A 20,448-nucleotide genomic window follows, 5' to 3' on the forward strand; every position below is an offset into this window, starting at 1 on the left:
TAGTGCCAACGAAGTTGTTAATTCTCTTAAAATGACATATATTTAAAATTAAAATACCGCTATGGCTGAATTCATAAAGATTTACGAAGAAAACCCAAACCCAAAGGAAATTAAAAGGGTTGTGAAGATTCTTCGCGACGGTGGCGTCATTATTTATCCAAGCGATACGGTTTACGCTTTAGGTTGCGATATAAAAAACAATCGCGCAATGGAACGTGTAGCGCAGCTACGTGGCGTGAAACTTGAAAAGGCCAATTTTTCTTTTGTCTGTGAGGATTTAAGCAATCTCAGCGATTATGTGAAGCAAATTGACACACCAACTTTTAAATTATTGAAAAGAAACCTGCCTGGCCCTTATACATTTATTCTTCCCGGGAATAACAACCTGCCCACTGTTTTCAAAAAGAAAAAGGAAGTGGGAATTCGTGTCCCAGACAATTCGATAACACGTGCTATTGTTCAGGAATTGGGAAATCCAATTATTTCAACTTCCATAAAAGATGAAGATGAGGTGATAGAATATACCACAGATCCGGAGCTTATTTTGGAGAAATGGGACAGTTTGGTAGATCTTGTTATTGATGGCGGTTATGGCGGAAACATTCCTTCCACGGTAATTGATTTGACGGGAGCGGAGCCAGTAGTGATTCGTGAAGGTAAGGGTAGCTTAGAGCTTTAGGGTTTATTTAGTTTACTTCTTTTGAAATTCTGAAAGTAGAAATCGGGTTTGTTGGTTAAGTTTTTTCTTGAAAAACGCCGTCCATCCTACCAAAAAACCTTTAAATCCCATTGCTTGTTTAGACCATCGGTACAGGCTGAATTTATCAACGTGGTTTATGATTTTGCCATCCTTGAATTTAAAAGTAGCATTTATTATATTATGGACTTTTCTGCCTGTTTTTGTGAAGGTGTAATAGGCTTCCCAACGCGCTTTTCCCGCTTCGGGCGTGTATTCAATATTTGAGGTTATAACTTTAAAATCTTTTCCTTTTTGTGAATGGCAAAGCATTCGCCACATATTTTTGGCTTCTTCGCCGCGTAAAATTCCAAAAGCGGGATCTTCAAAAGTAATATCGTCATGGTACCATTCCACCATCCGCTCAGCATCTAAATGTGTAAATGCGTCGTAAAACTTTTCAATTATATTTAATTCGTCTTTGCTAATGATTTCAATATTTAAAAGACTTATTTAAGCAAATGCTGAAGACCTCGATAAATGTTTTCTTCAAGAATATCTATTGAACCATCGGTGAGAAACATTTTTTTAATATTCATAAAAAGACGGTCTATTTCGTGCTTGGAATAATTGAAACGCTCTACGGTAGATTGAATTTTTTGAATGCGTTGGTAATCGTTATCCTTATCAAATTCTTTGTGGACTTTTCGGTATTTTTCTTCGCCTACTTTAGATTTTATAAATTCCTTTTCTTCTTTGGTTTCAATAAAATTGGCATTTGCGCAGTATAGTAAAATATATGCTTTCAGTTCTTCGCGGCTCCAATTGGTTTTGAATTCTTCCATATTTTTAAGGTATTATAGCTGGTTTTGTTTTCTAATCTAAGATACGAAAACCTATCCAAAGATTCTTTTGATACTGCCAATAAAAAACCCGGCCTTTTTTGGACCGGGTTCTTTTTATTTTTAAAGCTTTAGAGATTATTTTCCTCCAGCTTCAAGGTTTTTCATTTCCTTTTCAATCATATCATAAAACTGATCGATTTTTGGAAGTACCAATATACGTGTACGTCTGTTGGTAGCTCTGTTTTCAGCAGTAGTATTAGGCACCAACGGTACGTAATCTGCACGACCGGCAGCAACCAAACGCGATGGTGCTACACCAAGTTTTTGCAATTCACGCACAATAGCAGTGGCTCTTTTCACACTCAAATCCCAGTTGTCAAGCAACAAACCATTACTGTAAGGCACGTTATCTGTATGCCCTTCAACCATCGCTTCAAAATCAGGTTTTCCGTTGATTACTTTGGCAACTTTACCTAAAATTTCGCTAGCTCTGTTCGAAATCTGGTAGCTACCGCTTTTGAAAATTACTTTATCAGAAAGTGAAATGTAAACTACTCCTTTTTCAACATTTACTTCAATGTCTGGATCATTTACACCAACTTCTCTTTTAAGACTGGTAACAAGTGCAAGGGTAACACTGTCCTTTTTGTTAAGTGCATCCTGCAAACGAGTAATCTTAAGATCTTTTTCTTTTAAACTTTCCAAAGATTTTTCAAGGTTTGTAGCCCCTTTAGATGTCAACATTGTAAGTTCTTTTGAACTTTGAATAAGGTCTGCGTTTGTTTTTTTCATATCAGCCAAACGCTCTTCCAGTTCTTTAGCTCTTGCTGATGCAGCTGCTCTTTCTGCAAGACAGTCGTTAAGTTTAACGGTTGCTGTGTTCAATAAATCCTGTGTGTTTTTCTGTTTTGCTTCAAGTTCAGCATACTTCTTCTTCGAAACGCAAGAGGTAAATACCAAACCAGAACACATTGCTAGAATCAATAGTTTTTTCATAATTTGTAAGTGTTATATTAGATTGTCTGTTTCAATAATTCTGAACCAAAATTATTAAAATACCATTCAGTCAAGAAACGATTAACAATACTTTAAGTAAATTAAATTAAAGTTCGTTAAAAACTTTTTTATTCTTTATAAAATACTGAAATACAATAGATTTGATTGAAAAGTAAATTAAGTTTGAAGCAAATTTTTTCCTCTTTTGAAGAAATTTTGGAATGAAGCCATAAAAACTGAAGTGCGCTTTCAATACAGCGAAGAAATGTTTTGGTTTTCCCTGTGCCAAAAACTGAAATGCAGCAATGGCGTCCAATACCATTCTTATGAAAATTGCGGTGAAAGCTTTAGTTCCGCTTGCATTTTTCAACAGATTTAAAAGTGAATTCCGGAAGTTGTAGAAAGTTTTTTTAGGGTTTAGAGAAGCCAAGGTTGCGCCACCCACGTGATACACTTTTGAAGTACCAACGTAAAGTATTTTTCCACCTTTAGCCTGTAAACGCCAACAAAGATCTATTTCTTCTTGATGAGCAAAATAATCTTCATCAAGCGCACCGGCTTGCCAAAAAGCATCTGCCTTTACAAAAAGGCAAGCTCCTGATGCCCAAAATATTTCAGAAACATCATTGTATTGTCCTTCATCTTTTTCAACAGTATCGAAAATTCTTCCACGACAAAAGGGATAACCATATTTATCAATAAAACCGCCCGCAGCGCCAGCATATTCAAAATAGTCCTTGTTTTTATAATCTAGTATTTTTGGCTGTGCGGCAACCATGGAAGCGTCTTTTTCAAATTCAGAGATTATTGGTGGCAGCCAGTTTTTGGTCACTTCCACATCGCTGTTCAACAAAACGAAAATATCTTCAGAAAGATTTTTTAAAGCATCATTATAGCCTTTTGCATAGCCGCCATTCACTTTGTTTTGGATGATTTTTACTTTGGGAAAAAATTCTGAAACGTATGAAACCGAAGTATCGGTGGAAGCATTATCTGCCAAATAAATAGTGGCTTCGTGAGAAAATTTCACTACTGAGGGAAGAAATTTTTCCAACAAATCTTTTCCGTTCCAATTCAGGATGACTACAGCTACTTTCACGGGTATAAAGATAGATTTTTGAAGTGTTTTTTCAGGACTTATTTATAATTTGGAATTTCTTTCAAAAAAACATAGCGCTCATTTTCAAAATCCATTTGGCAGTAATAATGTTCCAAACCATTGCTGACCATTAAATATTCAGCTTCCAATGCTAAATTATATCGGGCAATCTGATCAAAAGTAATTTGTGAAATTTCGATTGAGGGCGCTTTGCATTCCACAATTAAAAAAATACTGCCATCATTGTTAAAAACCACGATATCATATCGTTTTACGGTATTGTTAAGCTTTAGCTGTTTTTCAACGTTTATAAGGCTTTTGGGATATTTTTTTTCTTTCAAAAGAAATTGAACAACGTGCAGACGAACCCATTCTTCGGGAGTGAGTACGACGAATTTTTTTCTAATTTCATCAAAAACCAACGTTTTATTTTCGCTACTTTTGAAGCGAAACGAATATTCGGGGAAGTTGAGTTTTTGCATTTACAAATATTCAAAATTTAATATTCAAAATTCAAAATTAAGTTCCTTCAATCTAAAATCGTAAATCGTCCAATGCCGCTCGACAAAGTAAAATCCATAATCACTGATATTAAAAACGGAAACACAAAACCCATCTATTTTTTGATGGGCGAGGAGCCGTATTATATTGACGGCATTTCAAAATATATTGAAGAAAACGTTTTGTCTGAGGAAGAAAAAGGGTTTAATCAAATGGTGCTTTACGGCCGCGACGTTACTGTGGAAGACATTATCAGCAACGCCAAACGCTACCCGATGATGGCGGAAAAGCAGGTGGTGATTGTAAAGGAAGCACAAGATCTTTCGCGAACCATAGAAAATTTGGTTAGTTATGCAGATAATCCGCAGCCCACAACAGTTTTGGTGTTTTGCTACAAATATAAAACGCTGGATAAACGAAAAAAGCTAGCCAAAACGGTTGCAAAGACAGGCGTTCTTTTTGAAAGTAAGAAACTGTATGAAAACCAAGTTCCCGATTGGATAAAGCGTGTTCTTGCTGGAAAAGGCTATACAATTACACCAAAAGCTGCGCAAATGCTGGTTGAGTTTCTTGGGAATGATTTGAGTAAAGTGAACAATGAGTTAGAGAAATTACAACTCATTTTAAAACCCGGTGAACAAATTACACCCCAAATTATTGAAGAGAATATTGGTATAAGTAAGGATTTCAACAATTTTGAACTTCAAAATGCAATAGGCGAAAAGGATATTAAAAAAGCTTTTGCCATTATTCAATATTTTTCGCAGAATCCGAAAAACAATCCATTGGTGATGACGGTAGCTTTGTTGTATAGTTTCTTTTCAAAATTGCTGAAATATCACGCGCTTTCCAATAAGGGGGATGCTGCAAAAGCGTTGGGCGTAAATCCTTATTTCGTAAAAGACTATCAAACCGCAGCCCGAAATTATCCAATGAAAAAGGTGAGTGCCATTATTGCAGCAATCCGTGAAGCGGATATGAAAAGCAAAGGTGTGGGAGCCGCCAATCTTTCGCAAGGCGATTTGCTAAAGGAATTATTGGTAAAAATTTTTAATTGAAATTACTGCTAACTGCAACTGCGACTGAAAACTCATTTTTTATCAACTGAATATTTCCCCGCACCCAACAATGCAATTGCAATAAAACCGATTAAAAAAAGAATTGCTTTTTCTTTGGTTCCTAGTGGATCAGCGGCGTGAACAATAAACGCTGCAATAGCCATTGTAATAATTACTGGAATTGAAGACAGTCGCGTTTTAAATCCAATAACAACTAAAATAGGGAATAGCACTTCGCTTAAAACGGCCAGGACCAATGAAGCGGGTTCGCCAATGCCAATGGGATCTCCAAAGGAAAAATCCCCCGAAAGCATCTTTAAAAGTTTGGGGATTCCGTGGGTCAGCATCATTCCGCCGAAACCCACGCGAAGCAAAAGTAATCCTAGATTGTAATTGGTAGAGTTGTTCATAATTCTCGGTTTTCATTTAAAAGAAACGAATATAGGAAAACAAACTAGATGATGCCACCTGCCAAAAAATTGTTTCCGCTCTTTTTAAAATGTATTTTTACAGCTTCAAAAAAAATTGAATGACAAAAATTAAAGCTTGGGTTGCCGCAGCGAGATTGCGAACGTTACCGCTTTCGGTTTCGGGGATTATTGTTGGAGCTTCTTTTGGAAATTTAGATTCTCTATTTGGGAAATCTTTTACGTGTTGTTTTGGGTGTCCAGCCGTTTGGCAGTCTAGTCTTTTCTGGCTCGCAATATTGGTTACGATCGGCTTTCAAGTGTTATCAAATTTCGCAAACGATTACGGCGATGGCGTTCGTGGAACCGATGCTAAAAGAGAAGGCGAAAAACGAATGGTAGCTTCTGGAATTATTTCTCCGAAGCAGATGAAAATCGGGATGATTATTACTGGAATCATTACTTTCTTTTTGGCTACAATTTTAATTTTCATGGCTTTCGGGAATGAAAACTTTATCATTTCGTTTGTCTTTTTCAACCTCACAATTGTTTCAATAATCGCAGCGGTAAAATATACAGTTGGTAAAAAGGCATACGGATATTCAGGTTTGGGAGATGTTTTTGTGTTTCTGTTCTTCGGATTGTTGAGCGTTTTGGGAAGTTATTATTTGTTCACCCATAATTTACATTGGCTTTTATTGTTACCCGCAATGGCGATTGGATGTTTTAGCACAGCAGTGCTAAACTTAAATAATATGCGCGATATTGAAAATGATGCAGCAACTGGAAAAAACACTTTGGTTGTAAAATTGGGCTCGAAAAAAGCAAAAAAATATCATGTATTTCTATTGCTTTTAGGAATGGTTTGCGCAGTGATTTATACAGTTATAAATTATCGGGAACCTTGGCAATTTGTTTACCTAATTGCTTTTGTTCCTTTCCTCTTAAATATTAAAACCGTTTTTAAAAACAAATCACCAATGCTACTTGATGGCGAATTGAAAAAGGTTGCACTGAGCACTTTTTTCTTTGCAATCTTGTTTAGTATATTTATGTGATAAAAATTGCAATATGAAAATCACTTTTTACGGACAAAATAGTCTTGGCATTGAAATAAAGGGAAAACACATTTTGGTAGATCCTTTCATTTCTGGAAATCCGCTTTCCAAAGAGAAAATTGACATAAACGATTTAAAAGCAGATTTTATCCTTTTAACCCACGCACACCAAGATCACACATTAGATGCCGCAGCTATTGCAAGAAGGACAGGAGCAATAATAGTTAGCAATTATGAAATCGCAAACCATTACGAAGCAAAAGGAATCGAGGTTCACCCAATGAACCACGGTGGAAGTTGGAAGTTCGAATTTGGCAAAGTGAAATATGTACACGCAATCCACACAAGCTCTTTTCCCGATGGCAGTTATGGCGGCCAACCCGGGGGCTTTGTAATTGAAGGCGAACACAAAAACATTTACATTGCCGGCGATACCGCATTAATGATGGATATGAAACTCATCCCCATGCATACAAAACTGGATTTGGCAATACTCCCAATAGGCGATAATTTCACAATGGGAATTGACGATGCAATAATAGCAAGTGATTTCGTGCAATGCGATAAGGTTTTGGGCGTGCATTACGATACTTTCGGTTATATTGAAATTGACCACGAAGAGGCAAAACGCAAGTTTTATGATGCCAATAAGGATTTGATGCTTCTTGAAATTGGGGAATCCATAGAACTTTAAAAATCACAAATCACAAATCACAAATTTCAAAGAGGACATTTTTTGGAATTTGGAATTTGTGATTTGGTGCTTCATTCTTAAACTAACAATATGATGATCGCCACTTTTCAAAAGAACATTCTAAACTTCAAACGTCCCAGCGGAACATCCCGTGGCGTTATGAATTCAAAAGACACCTATTTCCTTATTCTGAAAACTGAAGAAGGTTTCGGAGTGGGCGAGTGTGGCTTACTTCGCGGTTTAAGTATTGATGACCGCCCAGATTACGAAGAAGAACTTGCAGGTGTTTGTGAAAACATAGAATTGGGCGTAACTGAAGTAGATTTATACGAAGCATTACAGGAATTTCCCTCGATACAATTTGGAGTGGAAACGGCTTTTAAATCTTTGCTATCAGAAAATCCGTTCGAATTATTTCCATCGAAATTTACGCGGGGCGAAGCTGCAATCCCAATAAACGGTTTGGTTTGGATGGGCGATAAGGTTTTTATGAAAGAGCAGATTTCAGAAAAACTGAAACAAGGTTTTACATGCATCAAAATGAAAATCGGTGCTATCGATTTCAAAACCGAATTGGAACTTTTAAAATCCATCAGAAAGGAATTTTCAGATTCCGAAGTAGAATTACGCGTAGATGCTAACGGTGCATTTTCCCCAAAAGAAGCTTTGGAAAAACTAAAAGTGCTTTCAGATTTGCAATTACATTCCATTGAACAACCCATAAAACAAGGCCAATGGCAGGAAATGGCGCAGCTTTGTGAAGAAACTCCGCTGCCCATTGCTTTGGATGAAGAACTGATCGGCATTTTTTCGGAAGAAGAAAAAAGTAAATTACTCGATACCATAAAACCACAATTTATAATCCTAAAACCCTCATTGATTGGCGGTTTCCGTGGAAGTGATAGTTGGATAAACCTCGCCGATAAATACAGCGCAGGTTGGTGGATTACTTCCGCTTTGGAAAGCAATGTTGGTTTAAACGCTATTTCGCAATATACCTTCACAAAAAACAGTAAATTGCCGCAAGGTTTGGGCACGGGCAGCCTTTACACAAATAATATTGATAGTCCGCTGGAAGTTTCAAACGGCGAATTAAAATACAACCCGAATAAAGTCTGGAATTTTAATTTTAAATAATTTTCACAAACCACAAACCACAAACCACAAACCACAAACCACAAACAATCAACAAAAATGTACATAAAACAAGCTTTTAAATCCCTGCACGAATGGTGGCGCTATTTGGTTGGTTTTCTTATAATTTTTATCGCTAGTCAAATTGGTTCAATTCCTCTATTAATTGCCGTAATGTTTAAGGTAATGTCCAATGGAGGAAATATAGAATCCATTCAGGATCCAAATGTGATGATGACGGTTCTGGATTCAAACCTCACGCTGTTTTTGATGTTGCTCAGTTTTGCAATAGGTTTATTAGCAATTTATCTTGTTGTGAAATACCTTCACAGACAAACTTTTGTTCAACTTACAACTTCACGTAAAAAAACCGATTGGGGCCGTGTGTTTTTTGGTTTTGGACTTATTACAGTTACAACCTTGGTTGTTACCACATTGGACTATTACAACAATCCACAGGATTATGTGTTGCAATTTGATTTAGTTCCGTTTTTAATTCTCGCAGTGATTGCAATCATTATGATTCCGCTGCAAACCAGTTTTGAGGAATATCTTTTTCGGGGTTATTTGATGCAGGGCATTGGTGTTTTGGCAAAAAATAAATGGCTTCCGTTGATCATTACTTCGGTGGTTTTTGGAGCGCTCCATTTGGCAAATCCAGAGGTAGATAAATTCGGGAATATTATTATGGTTTATTACATCGGAACAGGTTTCTTCCTGGGAATTATGACGCTGATGGACGAAGGAATGGAACTTGCCCTTGGTTTTCACGCAGGAAATAATTTGATTACTGCATTGTTAGTAACGGCAGATTGGACTGTTTTCAAAACAAATTCGGTCTTTAAAGATATTTCAGAACCCTCCGCTGGTTTTGATGTAATTGCACCCGTTTTAATTCTTTATCCTATTTTCTTATTGATTATGGCATGGCGCTATAAATGGCGCGATTGGAGCGGAAAGCTTTTTGGAAAAGTGGAAGAACCTATTGTTTTAACTGAAGAAAAGACATCGAATCCAACTTTTATTGAATAGTGAAACCATTGTTGCATCCCAAATTCAAATTAAACGGCGAAGCATTTCCTTCTGCGGAAAATTTAAAAATTCACGCAAAACATTTAATTGAAAAAGGAAAGGATAATGAAGTTGCCATTGGAAAATTTATTTTGGAATGGTTGGACGAAAATGATTTTATCACGGTAAAAACCTCAGGTTCCACTGGAACTCCCAAAGAAATTAAACTTCAAAAAAAGCATGTTTTCAACAGTGCAAATGCTACGGTTACTTATTTCGATTTAAGGGAAAATACAAAAGCATTGCTGTGTCTTTCTTCGGAATATATAGCCGGAAAAATGATGCTCGTTAGGGGAATGATTGTAGGATGGGATTTGCATACAACCTCCCCCGAAAAAAATCCGCTTGAAAATAGAGACGAAAATTTCAACTTTACGGCGATGGTCCCTTATCAGGTTTTTCATTCTTTGAGAGATTTGCACAAAGTGAAAAAGCTAATCGTTGGAGGCGGAGCTGTTCCTTCGGAATTGGAACAACAACTACAAAAAGTAAATACCCAAGTTTTCGCAACTTACGGAATGACGGAAACTATTAGCCATATTGCGGTTCGTCCTTTAAACGGTAGCGAGAAATCTGCAGTATTTTCTGCGCTTCCGAAGATAAATTTTTCCCAAACTGAAAATGGTTGCCTGCAAATTCATGTTCCAGAAATTTCTGAAGAAACCGTTGCGACAAATGATGTTGTTGAACTGCTTTCACCCACTTCCTTCAAATTTTTGGGAAGAATAGATAACGTAATAAACACCGGTGGCGTAAAAGTGCATCCCGAAGTTATTGAAGAAAAAATTTCCCTTCATTTAAAACAGCCATTCTTTATTGCTTCAGAAAAAGATAATGCTTTGGGCGAACGTGTCATTTTGATAATTGAGAGTGAAAAGCAGTTGCAATTGGAAGATTATTCCGAAGTTTTTGAAATGCTCTCAGCTTATGAAAGGCCTAAAAAGATCTACTCAATTCCGCAATTTTTTTACACGGAAACTAGAAAAATAAAACGGGCTGAGGTCTTGAAAAAGATATTTTGAAATTTGGGAATAAATCATTCCACAAATTCCAAAATATCCCCCGGCTGGCATTCCAAAACCTTGCAAATTGCTTCCAAAGTACTGAACCGTATGGCTTTTGCTTTTCCCGTTTTCAATATGGAAAGGTTGGACAGCGTTAATTCCACTTTTTCGGAAAGTTCATTTAATGACATTTTCCGCTTGGCCATCATTACGTCTAAATTTACAACTATCGGCATGGCTTATATGGTTAGTTCATTATCGTTCTGCATTTCAATTCCACGCTTGAAAATTTGGGAAATCACCAATAAGATTACGCCCATAAAAAACCAAACATCTGGTCCGCCCAATCTCAGATATTCCAGGTCTGGCATTGTTACGCCTTTGGTTGAAAGCCAAGCGGAATATTGCATTCCCATTTTGGAAAAGAGGCCAATCCCAAGCGCTATATAAGCTACCAAAGAAATAAAATTTCTGAATTCTATAGTAAACGGATGGGATAAATCCAGTTTTTTGCCGTGTAAAAGCCTTATGAATAAATAGAATATCAATGCTCTCAAAACCGCAACAATTATCATATAAAATGTGATAACAAGGAAGTAACCCTGGTCAAAATTGTAAAGACTGGAAAGGTCGAGACCGTTCCAATAATTTTCAGCCCCCATGGGATTTAGTACCATTGCATAAAATGTGTTGAAGATAAAACCGCCAGCTTCAATACAAACGCCGATAAAAATTATCCATGAAAGGATATACAAAAATTTTAAAATCTGTTTGGTTCCAATTTTAATTTCCATAATTGATTAAGTTTAAATTCATTTGGCAAATATCAATAATATTTTATTGATAAACAATAAATATTTTATTTTTTTTGATAAATTTATTTTTAAAGGAAAAATCTCTGATAGAAAGCTATTCAACTTTCCCTCACCCAAAAGCTCCGTTCCCTCAATCGTTGTTTTTCAGCCTCGATATGTGAGGTAGTTTTACTTCAAGTTTAACACTAAAACCACACATTATGAAATCACTATTCACACTTTTAGTCGTTGCATTGCTGGGTTTTCAGCTTCATGCACAAACAGTTACTATTTCTGGAAAAGTAACAGATGAAACAAGTCTTCCGTTACCTGGTGCAAATATTATTATAAAAGGAACAGCAACGGGAACCCAAACTGATTTTGATGGAAATTACAGCATCAATGCACAAATCGGACAAACATTGACTTATTCTTATGTTGGCTTTAAAACGAAAGAAGTAAAGATTAAAAATGCTGGCGAAATAATTGTAAGTTTAAAACCTAGTGCCTCTTTAGATGAAGTTGTGGTTACAGGCTATTCCGAAAATAATGACGTCATTCGAAAAGCAATGGGATATGGAATTAGCAGAAATAATAATTACTCTTCTTCAAAAAAAGAAAGAAAACAAAAAAATATAACCCAATCCTACACTCCTGCGCCTATTGTTGGAAATCGTGTTTCCGAAAACGAATCCTACGGCAGAATAAATGAAAATATATTTAAAAGCGTAAGCACAGCGCCACTTTCCACGTTCTCAATTGATGTTGACAAAGCGGGTTACAGCAATCTTCGTCGTATGCTGAACAATGGACAGGAAGTGCCGGAAGATGCCGTAAAAATTGAAGAAATGGTGAATTATTTTACCTACAATTATCCACAGCCAACGGGCAAAGATCCATTTTCAATTACTGCTGACGTTGTAAATTCACCTTGGAACCAAGACGCAAAATTGGTCAGAATTGGATTAAAAGGAAAAGATATTTCTTTGGAAAATGTGCCGCCATCAAACCTTGTTTTCTTGCTTGACGTTTCCGGTTCAATGGAAGATCCCAACAAACTGCCTTTACTAAAAGCAGCGTTGAATGTTTTAGTTGATAGATTGAGGGAAAAGGATAAAGTTTCAATTGTAGTGTATGCGGGCGCGGCTGGCTTGGTTTTGCCCCCAACTTCTGGTGCAGAAAAGCAGAAAATTCGCGATGCAATTGACAATCTTAGCGCAGGCGGTTCAACTGCGGGCGGCGCAGGAATTGAACTGGCTTATAAAATTGCAGCCGAAAATTTCAGTAAAGGTGGAAACAACCGTGTGATTCTAGCTACCGATGGCGATTTCAACGTAGGTTCTTCAAGTGATCGTTCTATGGAAAGTTTGATTGAAGAAAAGCGCAAAACCGGAGTATTTCTAACTTGTCTTGGCTTCGGAATGGGAAATTACAAAGACAGCAAATTGGAAACTCTCGCAGACAAAGGCAATGGAAATCACGCTTATATCGATACAATGCAGGAAGCACAAAAAGTATTGGGTACAGAATTTTTCGGAACGCTTTATACAATCGCAAAAGATGTGAAAATTCAAGTGGAATTCAATCCTGCAAAAGTTCAAGCTTACAGATTGATTGGTTATGAAAATCGTTTGTTGAACGACGAGGATTTTAAAGACGACACCAAAGACGCAGGCGAATTGGGCAGTGGCCACACAGTTACCGCTTTATATGAAATAATTCCTGTGGGCGTAAAAAGCAAATATTTAAAGGATATTGACAATCTTAAATACACAAAACAAACCAATCAAAATTTTACGGATGAAATGCTAACGGTAAAATTCCGCTACAAAGAACCGGATGGCGATGTGAGTAAACTGATTGTAAAAACTGTGAAAGATGAAAATAAATCGATTGAAAATGCAAATGACGATCTAAAGTTTTCAGCAGCGGTGGCTCTTTTCGGAATGCAACTTCGCGATTCTGAATTTATAAATACCAAAAAGAAAGAAGATGTAATTGCGCTCGCCGAAGCAGGAAAAGGGAGCGACAAAGACGGTTACCGCGCTGAGTTTATCAGACTGGTGAAAAGCAGCAAATAAATTTTCAAACTATGTTTTTTGAGGTGGTTTGGTTTTTTTGAGAAGAAGGGCACGAGAGTGCCCTTTTTTATTTTACTATCAACTATCAACTATCAACTATCAACTATCAACAAATTAAACCTGAATAACCCCAAGATTAAAAGGCTTTTCAATAGGAGCGTGGTTTGCAGCTTCAATACCCATTGAAATCCATTTTCGTGTATCCAAAGGATCTATTACTGCGTCTGTCCAAATTCTTGACGCTGCGTAATAGGGAGAAATTTGTCTATCGTATCGGGCTTTTATTTTATTATAAAGTTCGGTTTCTTCCTCTTCGGATATTTCTTTTCCTTGTTTTTTAAGCGAAGCAGTTTCAATTTGAAGCAAAACCTTTGCAGCGCTGTTTCCACTCATAACAGCAAGTTCAGCACTTGGCCACGCAACAATCAATCTTGGATCATACGCTTTTCCGCACATTGCATAATTTCCGGCACCGTAACTGTTGCCAATCACAATCGTGAATTTTGGAACAACACTGTTGCTAACCGCATTCACCATTTTTGCGCCATCCTTTATAATCCCGCCGTGCTCGCTTTTGCTGCCAACCATAAAACCGGTAACATCCTGTAAAAATACCAACGGAATTTTCTTTTGGTTGCAATTTGCAATAAATCGAGTTGCTTTATCAGCGCTATCGCTATAAATCACGCCGCCAAATTGCATTTCGCTAGGCTTTGTTTTTGATTTTGTGGTTTTTACCAAAGTGCGTTGATTGGCAACAATTCCCACGGCCCAACCTTCAATTCTGGCATAACCCGTTAAAATTGTTTGTCCGTAGCCTTCTTTGTATTCTTCAAAATCGCTGTCGTCCACGAGGCGTTTTATAATTTCGCGCATATCGTATTGTTCAGCTCTTGATTTTGGAAGAATTCCGTAGATATCTTCTTGTTTTTCCTTTGGCTTCAATGACTTTTCTCTGTTGAAACCAGCTTTGTCAAAATCGCCAATTTTTGAAATAATGTTCTTTATTTTGTCGAGGGCATCCTTGTCGTCTTTCGCTTTGTAATCGGTAACGCCGCTAACTTCACAATGTGTTGTCGCACCGCCTAATTCCTCGTTATCAATACTTTCGCCAATTGCAGCTTTTACCAAATAACTTCCCGCGAGAAAAATACTTCCAGTTTTGTCAACAATCAAAGCTTCGTCACTCATAATTGGAAGATACGCGCCGCCAGCAACGCAACTGCCCATCACCGCTGCAATCTGGGTGATGCCCATACTGCTCATTACGGCGTTATTCCTAAAAATCCTTCCGAAGTGTTCCTTATCGGGAAAAATTTCATCCTGCATTGGCAAATAAACGCCAGCGCTATCTACCAAATAAATTATAGGCAAACGGTTTTCAATGGAAATTTCCTGTGCGCGAAGATTCTTTTTTGCAGTAATAGGAAACCAAGCGCCCGCTTTCACGGTAGCGTCATTCGCCACAACTATGCACTGTTTTCCTTTCACAAAACCAATTTTTACAACCACACCACCACTGGGGGCACCGCCTTGTTCCTCATACATGTCATCGCCCGCAAAGGCGCCGATTTCAATACTTGGTTTTTTTTCATCCAATAAATAAGCTATGCGCTCTCGGGCGGTAAGTTTGCCTTGGCTATGTTGTTTGTCAATACGTTTTTGCCCGCCGCCTAGTTTTATTTTTGCCAGTCTATTTCTTAAATCTGAAACCAGCAGTTTATTGTGATCTTCGTTTTTGTTGAAGTTTAAATCCATCTAAAAAGTATATTTGCGCTAAAATACAAAATGCTTCAAAGTTTTGGGTTGAAAGTTCAAAGTTTAAAGTTGAAAGCTGATATATTAAAATTATTTGCAATTTCCTTTTCGCTAACTCCTTTAAAAACTATGACATTTTGTTAACGAAAATCTATTTTATAATACCGATATTTGTTTTTGCTCGTAAATTTGCGACTTGAAAAAAATCAACAAAACAAAAATAAATTATGGGAATGAATAAAAACACTGTACTTGCCTGGGCCACATTTATAATGATTGTTGTCGGGGTGGTACTCATTGGGATGGGAGCTTTCCGCTATGACGATGTTGCTGGATGGGGCTTTGCTGCCGTAGGCATTGGTTTCTTTGCCATTGCGTGGGTTTTTAATGCGCTAAAAGGGAGAGTCTAGCTCTTAAACTCCAAAGGTGGAATTCCACATTTATTAAATAACTCAATAACAATTAACTCTTTTTTTAAAAATGTCCGACGATAAAAAAGTAATTTTCTCTATGTCTGGGTTGACCAAAACCTATCAAAGCGCCCAGACTCCTGTACTTAAAAATATATATTTAAGCTTCTTTTACGGTGCCAAAATTGGAATTCTTGGTCTCAATGGAAGTGGTAAATCTACTTTGCTTCGCATAATTGCAGGCGAAGAAAAAAACTATCAAGGCGATGTAGTTTTCGCGCCAGGCTATACAGTTGGCTATCTTGAACAAGAACCAAAATTGGACGAAACCAAAACAGTTTTGGAAGTAGTAAAGGAAGGCGTGCAGGAAGTAGTTGATATTCTTGATGAATACAACAAAATAAACGATATGTTCGGCTTGCCAGAGGTTTATGAAAACCCTGCAAAAATGGACGAATTGATGGAAAAGCAAGCCAAGCTCCAAGATAAAATAGACGCTACAAACGCTTGGGAACTTGATACCAAACTTGAAATTGCAATGGATGCACTTCGAACTCCAGAACCCGACAAATTGATTGGCGTTCTTTCCGGAGGTGAAAAAAGAAGGGTTGCGCTTTGCAGATTACTTCTTAAAGAACCAGATGTATTGTTGCTCGATGAACCAACAAACCACTTGGATGCCGAAAGTGTTCATTGGCTGGAACATCACCTTTCAGAATATAAAGGAACGGTGATTGCCGTAACCCACGATAGATATTTCTTGGACAACGTTGCGGGTTGGATTTTGGAATTGGACAGGGGAGAAGGTATTCCGTGGAAAGGGAATTACTCGTCTTGGTTGGATCAAAAATCGAAGCGATTGGCACAGGAACAAAAAACAGCTGGAAAACGTCAAAAAACTTTGGAGCGAGAGCTTGAGTGGGTTCGTCAAGGAGCAAAAGGAAGACAGACAAAACAGAAAGCGCGTCTTCAGAATTACGATAAACTTTTAAGTCAAGATCAAAAACAACTCGACGAAAAGCTTGAAATATATATCCCGAACGGGCCACGTTTGGGGACAAATGTTATTGAAGCGAAAGGCGTTTCAAAAGCTTTTGGCGATAAATTACTTTATGAAGATTTAAACTTTAAACTTCCGCAAGCGGGAATTGTTGGAATTATTGGGCCGAACGGTGCCGGTAAAACCACTATTTTCAAAATGATTATGGGCGAGGAAACGCCTGATAAAGGTACTTTTGAAGTGGGCGAGACTGCGAAAATTGCTTATGTTGACCAAGCGCATTCAAATATAAATCCCGACAAAACCATTTGGGAAAACTTTAGCGATAGTCAGGAATTGATTATGATGGGCGGTAGGCAAGTGAATTCCCGTGCATATTTGAGCCGATTCAACTTTAGCGGAAGCGAGCAAAATAAAAAAGTTTCGATGCTTTCCGGTGGGGAACGAAACCGTTTGCATTTGGCGATGACTTTAAAGGAAGAAGGAAACGTGCTTTTGCTGGATGAGCCAACGAACGATTTGGACGTAAACACACTTCGTGCTTTGGAAGAAGGTCTTGAAAATTTCGCAGGTTGTGCCGTGGTTATTAGTCACGACCGTTGGTTTTTAGATAGAATCTGTACGCATATTCTTTCTTTCGAAGGAAATAGTGAAGTCTATTATTTTGAAGGTGGTTTCAGTGATTATGAAGAAAATAAAAAGAAACGTTTGGGCGGCGATTTAATGCCAAAACGAATCAAATACAAAAAATTGATACGATAATTTATGTGGAAAAATATATTGATACTTTTATTGGTAATAACCATTTCTTCCTGCGGAAGTAAGAAAAATGTGATTGATGCTTCAAAGGATTCAAAAGAAGTTGTAAATGAAAAGGATGCAAATGTCGCTTATGAAAGCTTGGGAAATGATGTTGCAGAGGTAAAGCTTTATTTAAAAAAGAATGGATCCTTTCAGTTAAACTTCAAAACCCTAGAAGCGCCGGTAGGGCAGGATGATCCAGTAAAATTGGTTTATAAAGGAAACTATACTTCTACTGAAACTGACGGTTGGAAAACATTAACTTTTACCCATCCGGATTTTGTAGCAAATGGAGTTTTTGATTCAAGAAAGGACCAGGGTATTCAAATTATTAGTGATAAAATTGTTAAAATAAATACTGACAAAAACACCCTTTCAATGTGGGGTTTGGTTTGTGAAAAGCAATAAAAATTAAGTTTTAAACTAAAAACCCGATTCAGTTCTTGAATCGGGTTTTTTTATTTCTAAATCATTTTATTTCTAAATCATTTTATTTATTGATTACCAATTTCTTCGTAACAGATTGTTTTCCACTATTCACTTTTACTAAATAAATTCCCGCCGCAATTCCATTTGTTTTTACTGTGATATTTTTATTTGTTCCAAAATTACCGCTAAATAAATTCTTTATTTTTTTCCCCGAAATATCATAAAGTTGAACCGTTCCTTCCGCAGAAAGATTTTGCGAAATAGTAAATTCTGAAGTCGCAGGATTTGGATAAATTTTGATGGAATCTGAAGCCAATTCATTTTCACCCACATTTAAAATATCACTCACGTCATAACTGTGCATTCCTCTTCCAAAAGTTCCCGCATAAAGTGTTTTAGTGGGTTCGTGGAATTTTAAGTCCATAATTACAGTAAACGGAAGATTATTTCCTAAAATAGTCCAATTGGCACCATCGTCTTTGGAATACCAAACGTTTAAATCTGTTGCAACGAATAGTATATTTTCGGCTGGATACGTAATAATATCGTTTACAGGAATGTTGGGAAGATTGGATGAAATATCTGTCCAATTTTGTCCCCCGTCAGTGGTTTTGAATACACGCGGAGTGTAATCTAAATATTTAAACCCGGAAACGGTAACATAAGCAATCATATCATCACTCGGAACCATCGCGATGGAAGTGATATATTGATCTGGCAAGCCAGCGCTAACGTCTGTCCACGTTGTACCGCCGTCAAAAGTTACATTTACGTTTCCGTCGTCGCTTCCTGTGTAAATTACATCAAGATTATTATAGGATGCAGCGATTGCAGTAAGTGTTCCGAAAGCCAAAGAACCGCTAGGGTGAAGGCCGTCTGTTAAATCTGGGCTAATTGCGGTCCAAGAAACCGCTCTACTAGAGGTGTATAATTTGTTACTTCCGTAAAACATCATTTCTGGATTGAAAGGCGAAAGAATAACAGGAGTATTCCAATTTACACGATCGCTTCCACTTATACCGTTAGTTCCATTTTGAAAAGAGCTTCCGCCATTTGTTGAGCGACGAAGGTTACCGTATTGCGATTCTGCGTAAACAAAACTATTATCAATTGGATCTACATTCACGTGAAAACCATCACCCCCAATAATTGAATTCCAATCATTTGCGCTACCTGTAAGTGTGCGTATTGTATTGTTATCTTGAGTTCCACCATAAAGTCTTTCAGGGTGCTGATAATCAACTTCTATATTATAAAATTGGGTAATGGGAAGATTTTCAAAATGCGTCCAACTGTTTCCGCCGTTATTTGAAATATAAGCCCCGCCATCATTTCCGGCGAGCATAAAACTGCTGTTCGTTCGTGAAAAATCTAACGCGTGGTGATCAACGTGCATTCCGTTCAGCGTATTCCAAGATGAGCCGCTATTGGTAGATTTCGCAATGTCAAAACCTACAATATAAACTTCCGAGGAATTTGTTGGGTTTACGCGAACATTTCCAAAATACCAGCCAAAGTTGGCGTCTATTCCGCTCAATGCTCCCGCTGAGGTTACTAAAGTCCAATTATCTCCATTGTCTGTAGATTTATAAAGACCATTGAATTCATTGGTAATTTCATTTGTTGTGAAACGTGCATAAACTGTTGATGGGTCAGATTCTGAGACCGCAATTCCAATACGTCCGGTTTGCGCATTTGGAGCGGGAAGACCGTTGGAAACACCAAGTTCAGTCCAAGTTGTTCCCCCATCCATAGAACGGTGAATTGTGGAAGTTACTCCGCCATAATCACGTTGCCAAGGTTTGCGGGTGCGTTCCCACATTGCTGCGTAAATAATATTTGTATTTGCAACATTCATTGCAACATCAATTGCTGCGGTTGAATCAGTTACAAACAACACCTTTTCCCAATTTGTTCCGCCATTTGTAGTTCTATAAATTCCTCTTTCCACATTTTTACCATACAATTCCCCAGTAGCGGCAGCAAAAACACGATCAGGATTTGTGGGGTCAACTACAATTCGGCCGATGTGGTTGCTTTCGGGCAGACCAACGTTTGTCCAAGTATCACCAGCATCATCACTTCGGTAGATTCCATCGCCAAAATAGGCACCGTCTGTTGCGCTTCCGTTTGCTTCCCCGGTTCCTGCATAAATACGTTGTGCATTTGAAGGGGCAATCGCGATATCTCCAATGGATGGTTTTGTTACTTCATCAAATATAGAAGTCCAGTTTGTACCGCCATCGTAGCTTCTGAAAATCCCACCAGTTGCCGTAGCCACATAAAGATGGTCGTCGTTATCTGGTGCAATCGCAACATCTGTAACGCGTCCACCAGTGTTCAATGGTCCAATAAAAGTCCATTCTCCAGCTGCTTCCGGAGCTCTGTTGGCAAGAATTTGTTTCGATTGGGCAATAGCTTCTTTATAAGCTTCTTTGTTGATGTAGTTATTTGGATAGGCTCGCTGGTTGTACATCCATTCTGCTGGATATTCCATCTTTCCAGTTTCTTTTTCTTCGGAATTTTCTTCCGAACTGTTTTTACAACTTGAAACAAAAAATGCAGAAAAAAGTAAAAGAGCAAGTGTAGATTTAAAGTTGGGCGTGTAGTTTTTCATCATATATATTTAAAA

Annotated in this window: 21 protein-coding genes; 11 read left to right on the forward strand and 10 right to left on the reverse strand. The window is 37.6% G+C overall.

The annotated features are described in order from the left end of the window. Nucleotides 1-61: 61 nt before the first annotated feature. Complete coding sequence (locus tag A7A78_RS04850) at nt 62-679, forward strand: L-threonylcarbamoyladenylate synthase (protein WP_068761329.1); 618 nt, start codon at nt 62-64, stop codon at nt 677-679. A 12-nt stretch (nt 680-691) separates the two neighbouring features. On the opposite strand, the gene A7A78_RS04855 is transcribed toward A7A78_RS04850, so the two are convergent. The 5 genes from A7A78_RS04855 to A7A78_RS04875 all read right to left on the reverse strand — a co-directional run bounded on the left by A7A78_RS04855 (nt 692) and on the right by A7A78_RS04875 (nt 4,098). Then, the gene (locus A7A78_RS04855; RefSeq protein WP_341271717.1) at nt 692-1,189 is read right to left on the reverse strand and encodes a nuclear transport factor 2 family protein; all 498 of its coding nucleotides are present in this window, start codon (nt 1,187-1,189) and stop codon (nt 692-694) included. Then, the gene (locus tag A7A78_RS04860; protein ID WP_068761331.1) at nt 1,186-1,521 is read right to left on the reverse strand and encodes a hypothetical protein; all 336 of its coding nucleotides are present in this window, start codon (nt 1,519-1,521) and stop codon (nt 1,186-1,188) included. The genes A7A78_RS04855 and A7A78_RS04860 overlap by 4 nt, the downstream gene beginning before the upstream one ends. Before the next feature lie 135 nt (nt 1,522-1,656). Next, nucleotides 1,657-2,517 (reverse strand): OmpA/MotB family protein, encoded by an 861-nt coding sequence (locus tag A7A78_RS04865; protein WP_068761332.1) that lies wholly within the window; start codon nt 2,515-2,517, stop codon nt 1,657-1,659. Nucleotides 2,518-2,623: 106 nt separating this feature from the next. Continuing rightward, on the reverse strand, nt 2,624-3,616 hold the full coding sequence (locus tag A7A78_RS04870) for a glycosyltransferase family 2 protein (RefSeq protein ID WP_068761333.1): 993 nt from the start codon (nt 3,614-3,616) through the stop codon (nt 2,624-2,626). Between the two features lie 38 nt (nt 3,617-3,654). Next, entirely contained in the window at nt 3,655-4,098 is a 444-nt protein-coding gene (locus A7A78_RS04875) for a type I restriction enzyme HsdR N-terminal domain-containing protein (protein WP_068761334.1), read from the reverse strand. A 72-nt stretch (nt 4,099-4,170) separates the two neighbouring features. On the opposite strand from A7A78_RS04875, the gene holA reads away from it, so the two are divergent. Then, nucleotides 4,171-5,175 (forward strand): DNA polymerase III subunit delta, encoded by a 1,005-nt coding sequence (holA, locus tag A7A78_RS04880; protein ID WP_068761335.1) that lies wholly within the window; start codon nt 4,171-4,173, stop codon nt 5,173-5,175. A 32-nt stretch (nt 5,176-5,207) separates the two neighbouring features. Here the strand turns inward: holA and A7A78_RS04885 are convergent, their stop codons facing one another. Next, on the reverse strand, nt 5,208-5,585 hold the full coding sequence (locus A7A78_RS04885; protein WP_068761336.1) for a DoxX family protein: 378 nt from the start codon (nt 5,583-5,585) through the stop codon (nt 5,208-5,210). Nucleotides 5,586-5,704: 119 nt separating this feature from the next. On the opposite strand from A7A78_RS04885, the gene menA reads away from it, so the two are divergent. From menA to A7A78_RS04910, 5 genes are all read left to right on the forward strand, one after another. Further along, nucleotides 5,705-6,640: a 1,4-dihydroxy-2-naphthoate octaprenyltransferase gene (menA, locus tag A7A78_RS04890; RefSeq protein WP_068761337.1), complete on the forward strand. Its 936-nt coding sequence runs from the start codon at nt 5,705-5,707 to the stop codon at nt 6,638-6,640. A 13-nt stretch (nt 6,641-6,653) separates the two neighbouring features. Beyond that, nucleotides 6,654-7,334, forward strand: a complete 681-nt coding sequence (locus A7A78_RS04895; RefSeq protein ID WP_068761338.1) for a metal-dependent hydrolase — start codon at nt 6,654-6,656, stop codon at nt 7,332-7,334. 93 nt (nt 7,335-7,427) lie between these two features. Continuing rightward, nucleotides 7,428-8,471, forward strand: coding sequence for an o-succinylbenzoate synthase (locus A7A78_RS04900; protein WP_068761360.1), 1,044 nt, complete (start codon nt 7,428-7,430; stop codon nt 8,469-8,471). A gap of 57 nt (nt 8,472-8,528) precedes the next feature. Further along, nucleotides 8,529-9,500, forward strand: a complete 972-nt coding sequence (locus A7A78_RS04905; RefSeq protein ID WP_068761339.1) for a CPBP family intramembrane glutamic endopeptidase — start codon at nt 8,529-8,531, stop codon at nt 9,498-9,500. Between the two features lie 8 nt (nt 9,501-9,508). After that, on the forward strand, nt 9,509-10,561 hold the full coding sequence (locus A7A78_RS04910) for an AMP-binding protein (RefSeq protein WP_242649251.1): 1,053 nt from the start codon (nt 9,509-9,511) through the stop codon (nt 10,559-10,561). A gap of 14 nt (nt 10,562-10,575) precedes the next feature. Here the strand turns inward: A7A78_RS04910 and A7A78_RS04915 are convergent, their stop codons facing one another. Both A7A78_RS04915 and A7A78_RS04920 read right to left on the reverse strand, forming a co-directional pair. Then, nucleotides 10,576-10,779, reverse strand: a complete 204-nt coding sequence (locus tag A7A78_RS04915) for a helix-turn-helix domain-containing protein (RefSeq protein ID WP_068761341.1) — start codon at nt 10,777-10,779, stop codon at nt 10,576-10,578. A 3-nt stretch (nt 10,780-10,782) separates the two neighbouring features. Beyond that, on the reverse strand, nt 10,783-11,337 hold the full coding sequence (locus tag A7A78_RS04920; RefSeq protein WP_068761342.1) for a DUF2975 domain-containing protein: 555 nt from the start codon (nt 11,335-11,337) through the stop codon (nt 10,783-10,785). 221 nt (nt 11,338-11,558) lie between these two features. On the opposite strand from A7A78_RS04920, the gene A7A78_RS04925 reads away from it, so the two are divergent. Further along, the gene (locus tag A7A78_RS04925) at nt 11,559-13,418 is read left to right on the forward strand and encodes a vWA domain-containing protein (protein ID WP_068761343.1); all 1,860 of its coding nucleotides are present in this window, start codon (nt 11,559-11,561) and stop codon (nt 13,416-13,418) included. 114 nt (nt 13,419-13,532) lie between these two features. Here A7A78_RS04925 and A7A78_RS04930 read toward each other — a convergent pair whose 3' ends face one another. Continuing rightward, on the reverse strand, nt 13,533-15,176 hold the full coding sequence (locus A7A78_RS04930; protein WP_068761344.1) for an acyl-CoA carboxylase subunit beta: 1,644 nt from the start codon (nt 15,174-15,176) through the stop codon (nt 13,533-13,535). Between the two features lie 227 nt (nt 15,177-15,403). On the opposite strand from A7A78_RS04930, the gene A7A78_RS04935 reads away from it, so the two are divergent. The 3 genes from A7A78_RS04935 to A7A78_RS04945 all read left to right on the forward strand — a co-directional run bounded on the left by A7A78_RS04935 (nt 15,404) and on the right by A7A78_RS04945 (nt 17,795). After that, the gene (locus tag A7A78_RS04935; protein WP_068761345.1) at nt 15,404-15,586 is read left to right on the forward strand and encodes a CAL67264 family membrane protein; all 183 of its coding nucleotides are present in this window, start codon (nt 15,404-15,406) and stop codon (nt 15,584-15,586) included. Between the two features lie 70 nt (nt 15,587-15,656). Further along, nucleotides 15,657-17,348: an energy-dependent translational throttle protein EttA gene (gene ettA / locus A7A78_RS04940; RefSeq protein WP_068761346.1), complete on the forward strand. Its 1,692-nt coding sequence runs from the start codon at nt 15,657-15,659 to the stop codon at nt 17,346-17,348. Nucleotides 17,349-17,351: 3 nt separating this feature from the next. Continuing rightward, on the forward strand, nt 17,352-17,795 hold the full coding sequence (locus A7A78_RS04945; protein WP_068761347.1) for a hypothetical protein: 444 nt from the start codon (nt 17,352-17,354) through the stop codon (nt 17,793-17,795). Nucleotides 17,796-17,877: 82 nt separating this feature from the next. Here A7A78_RS04945 and A7A78_RS04950 read toward each other — a convergent pair whose 3' ends face one another. Then, complete coding sequence (locus tag A7A78_RS04950) at nt 17,878-20,436, reverse strand: T9SS type A sorting domain-containing protein (protein ID WP_068761348.1); 2,559 nt, start codon at nt 20,434-20,436, stop codon at nt 17,878-17,880. Nucleotides 20,437-20,448 lie beyond the last annotated feature (12 nt).

It is taken from the genome of Aequorivita soesokkakensis, from assembly GCF_001641085.1.
Taxonomy (GTDB): domain Bacteria; phylum Bacteroidota; class Bacteroidia; order Flavobacteriales; family Flavobacteriaceae; genus Aequorivita; species Aequorivita soesokkakensis.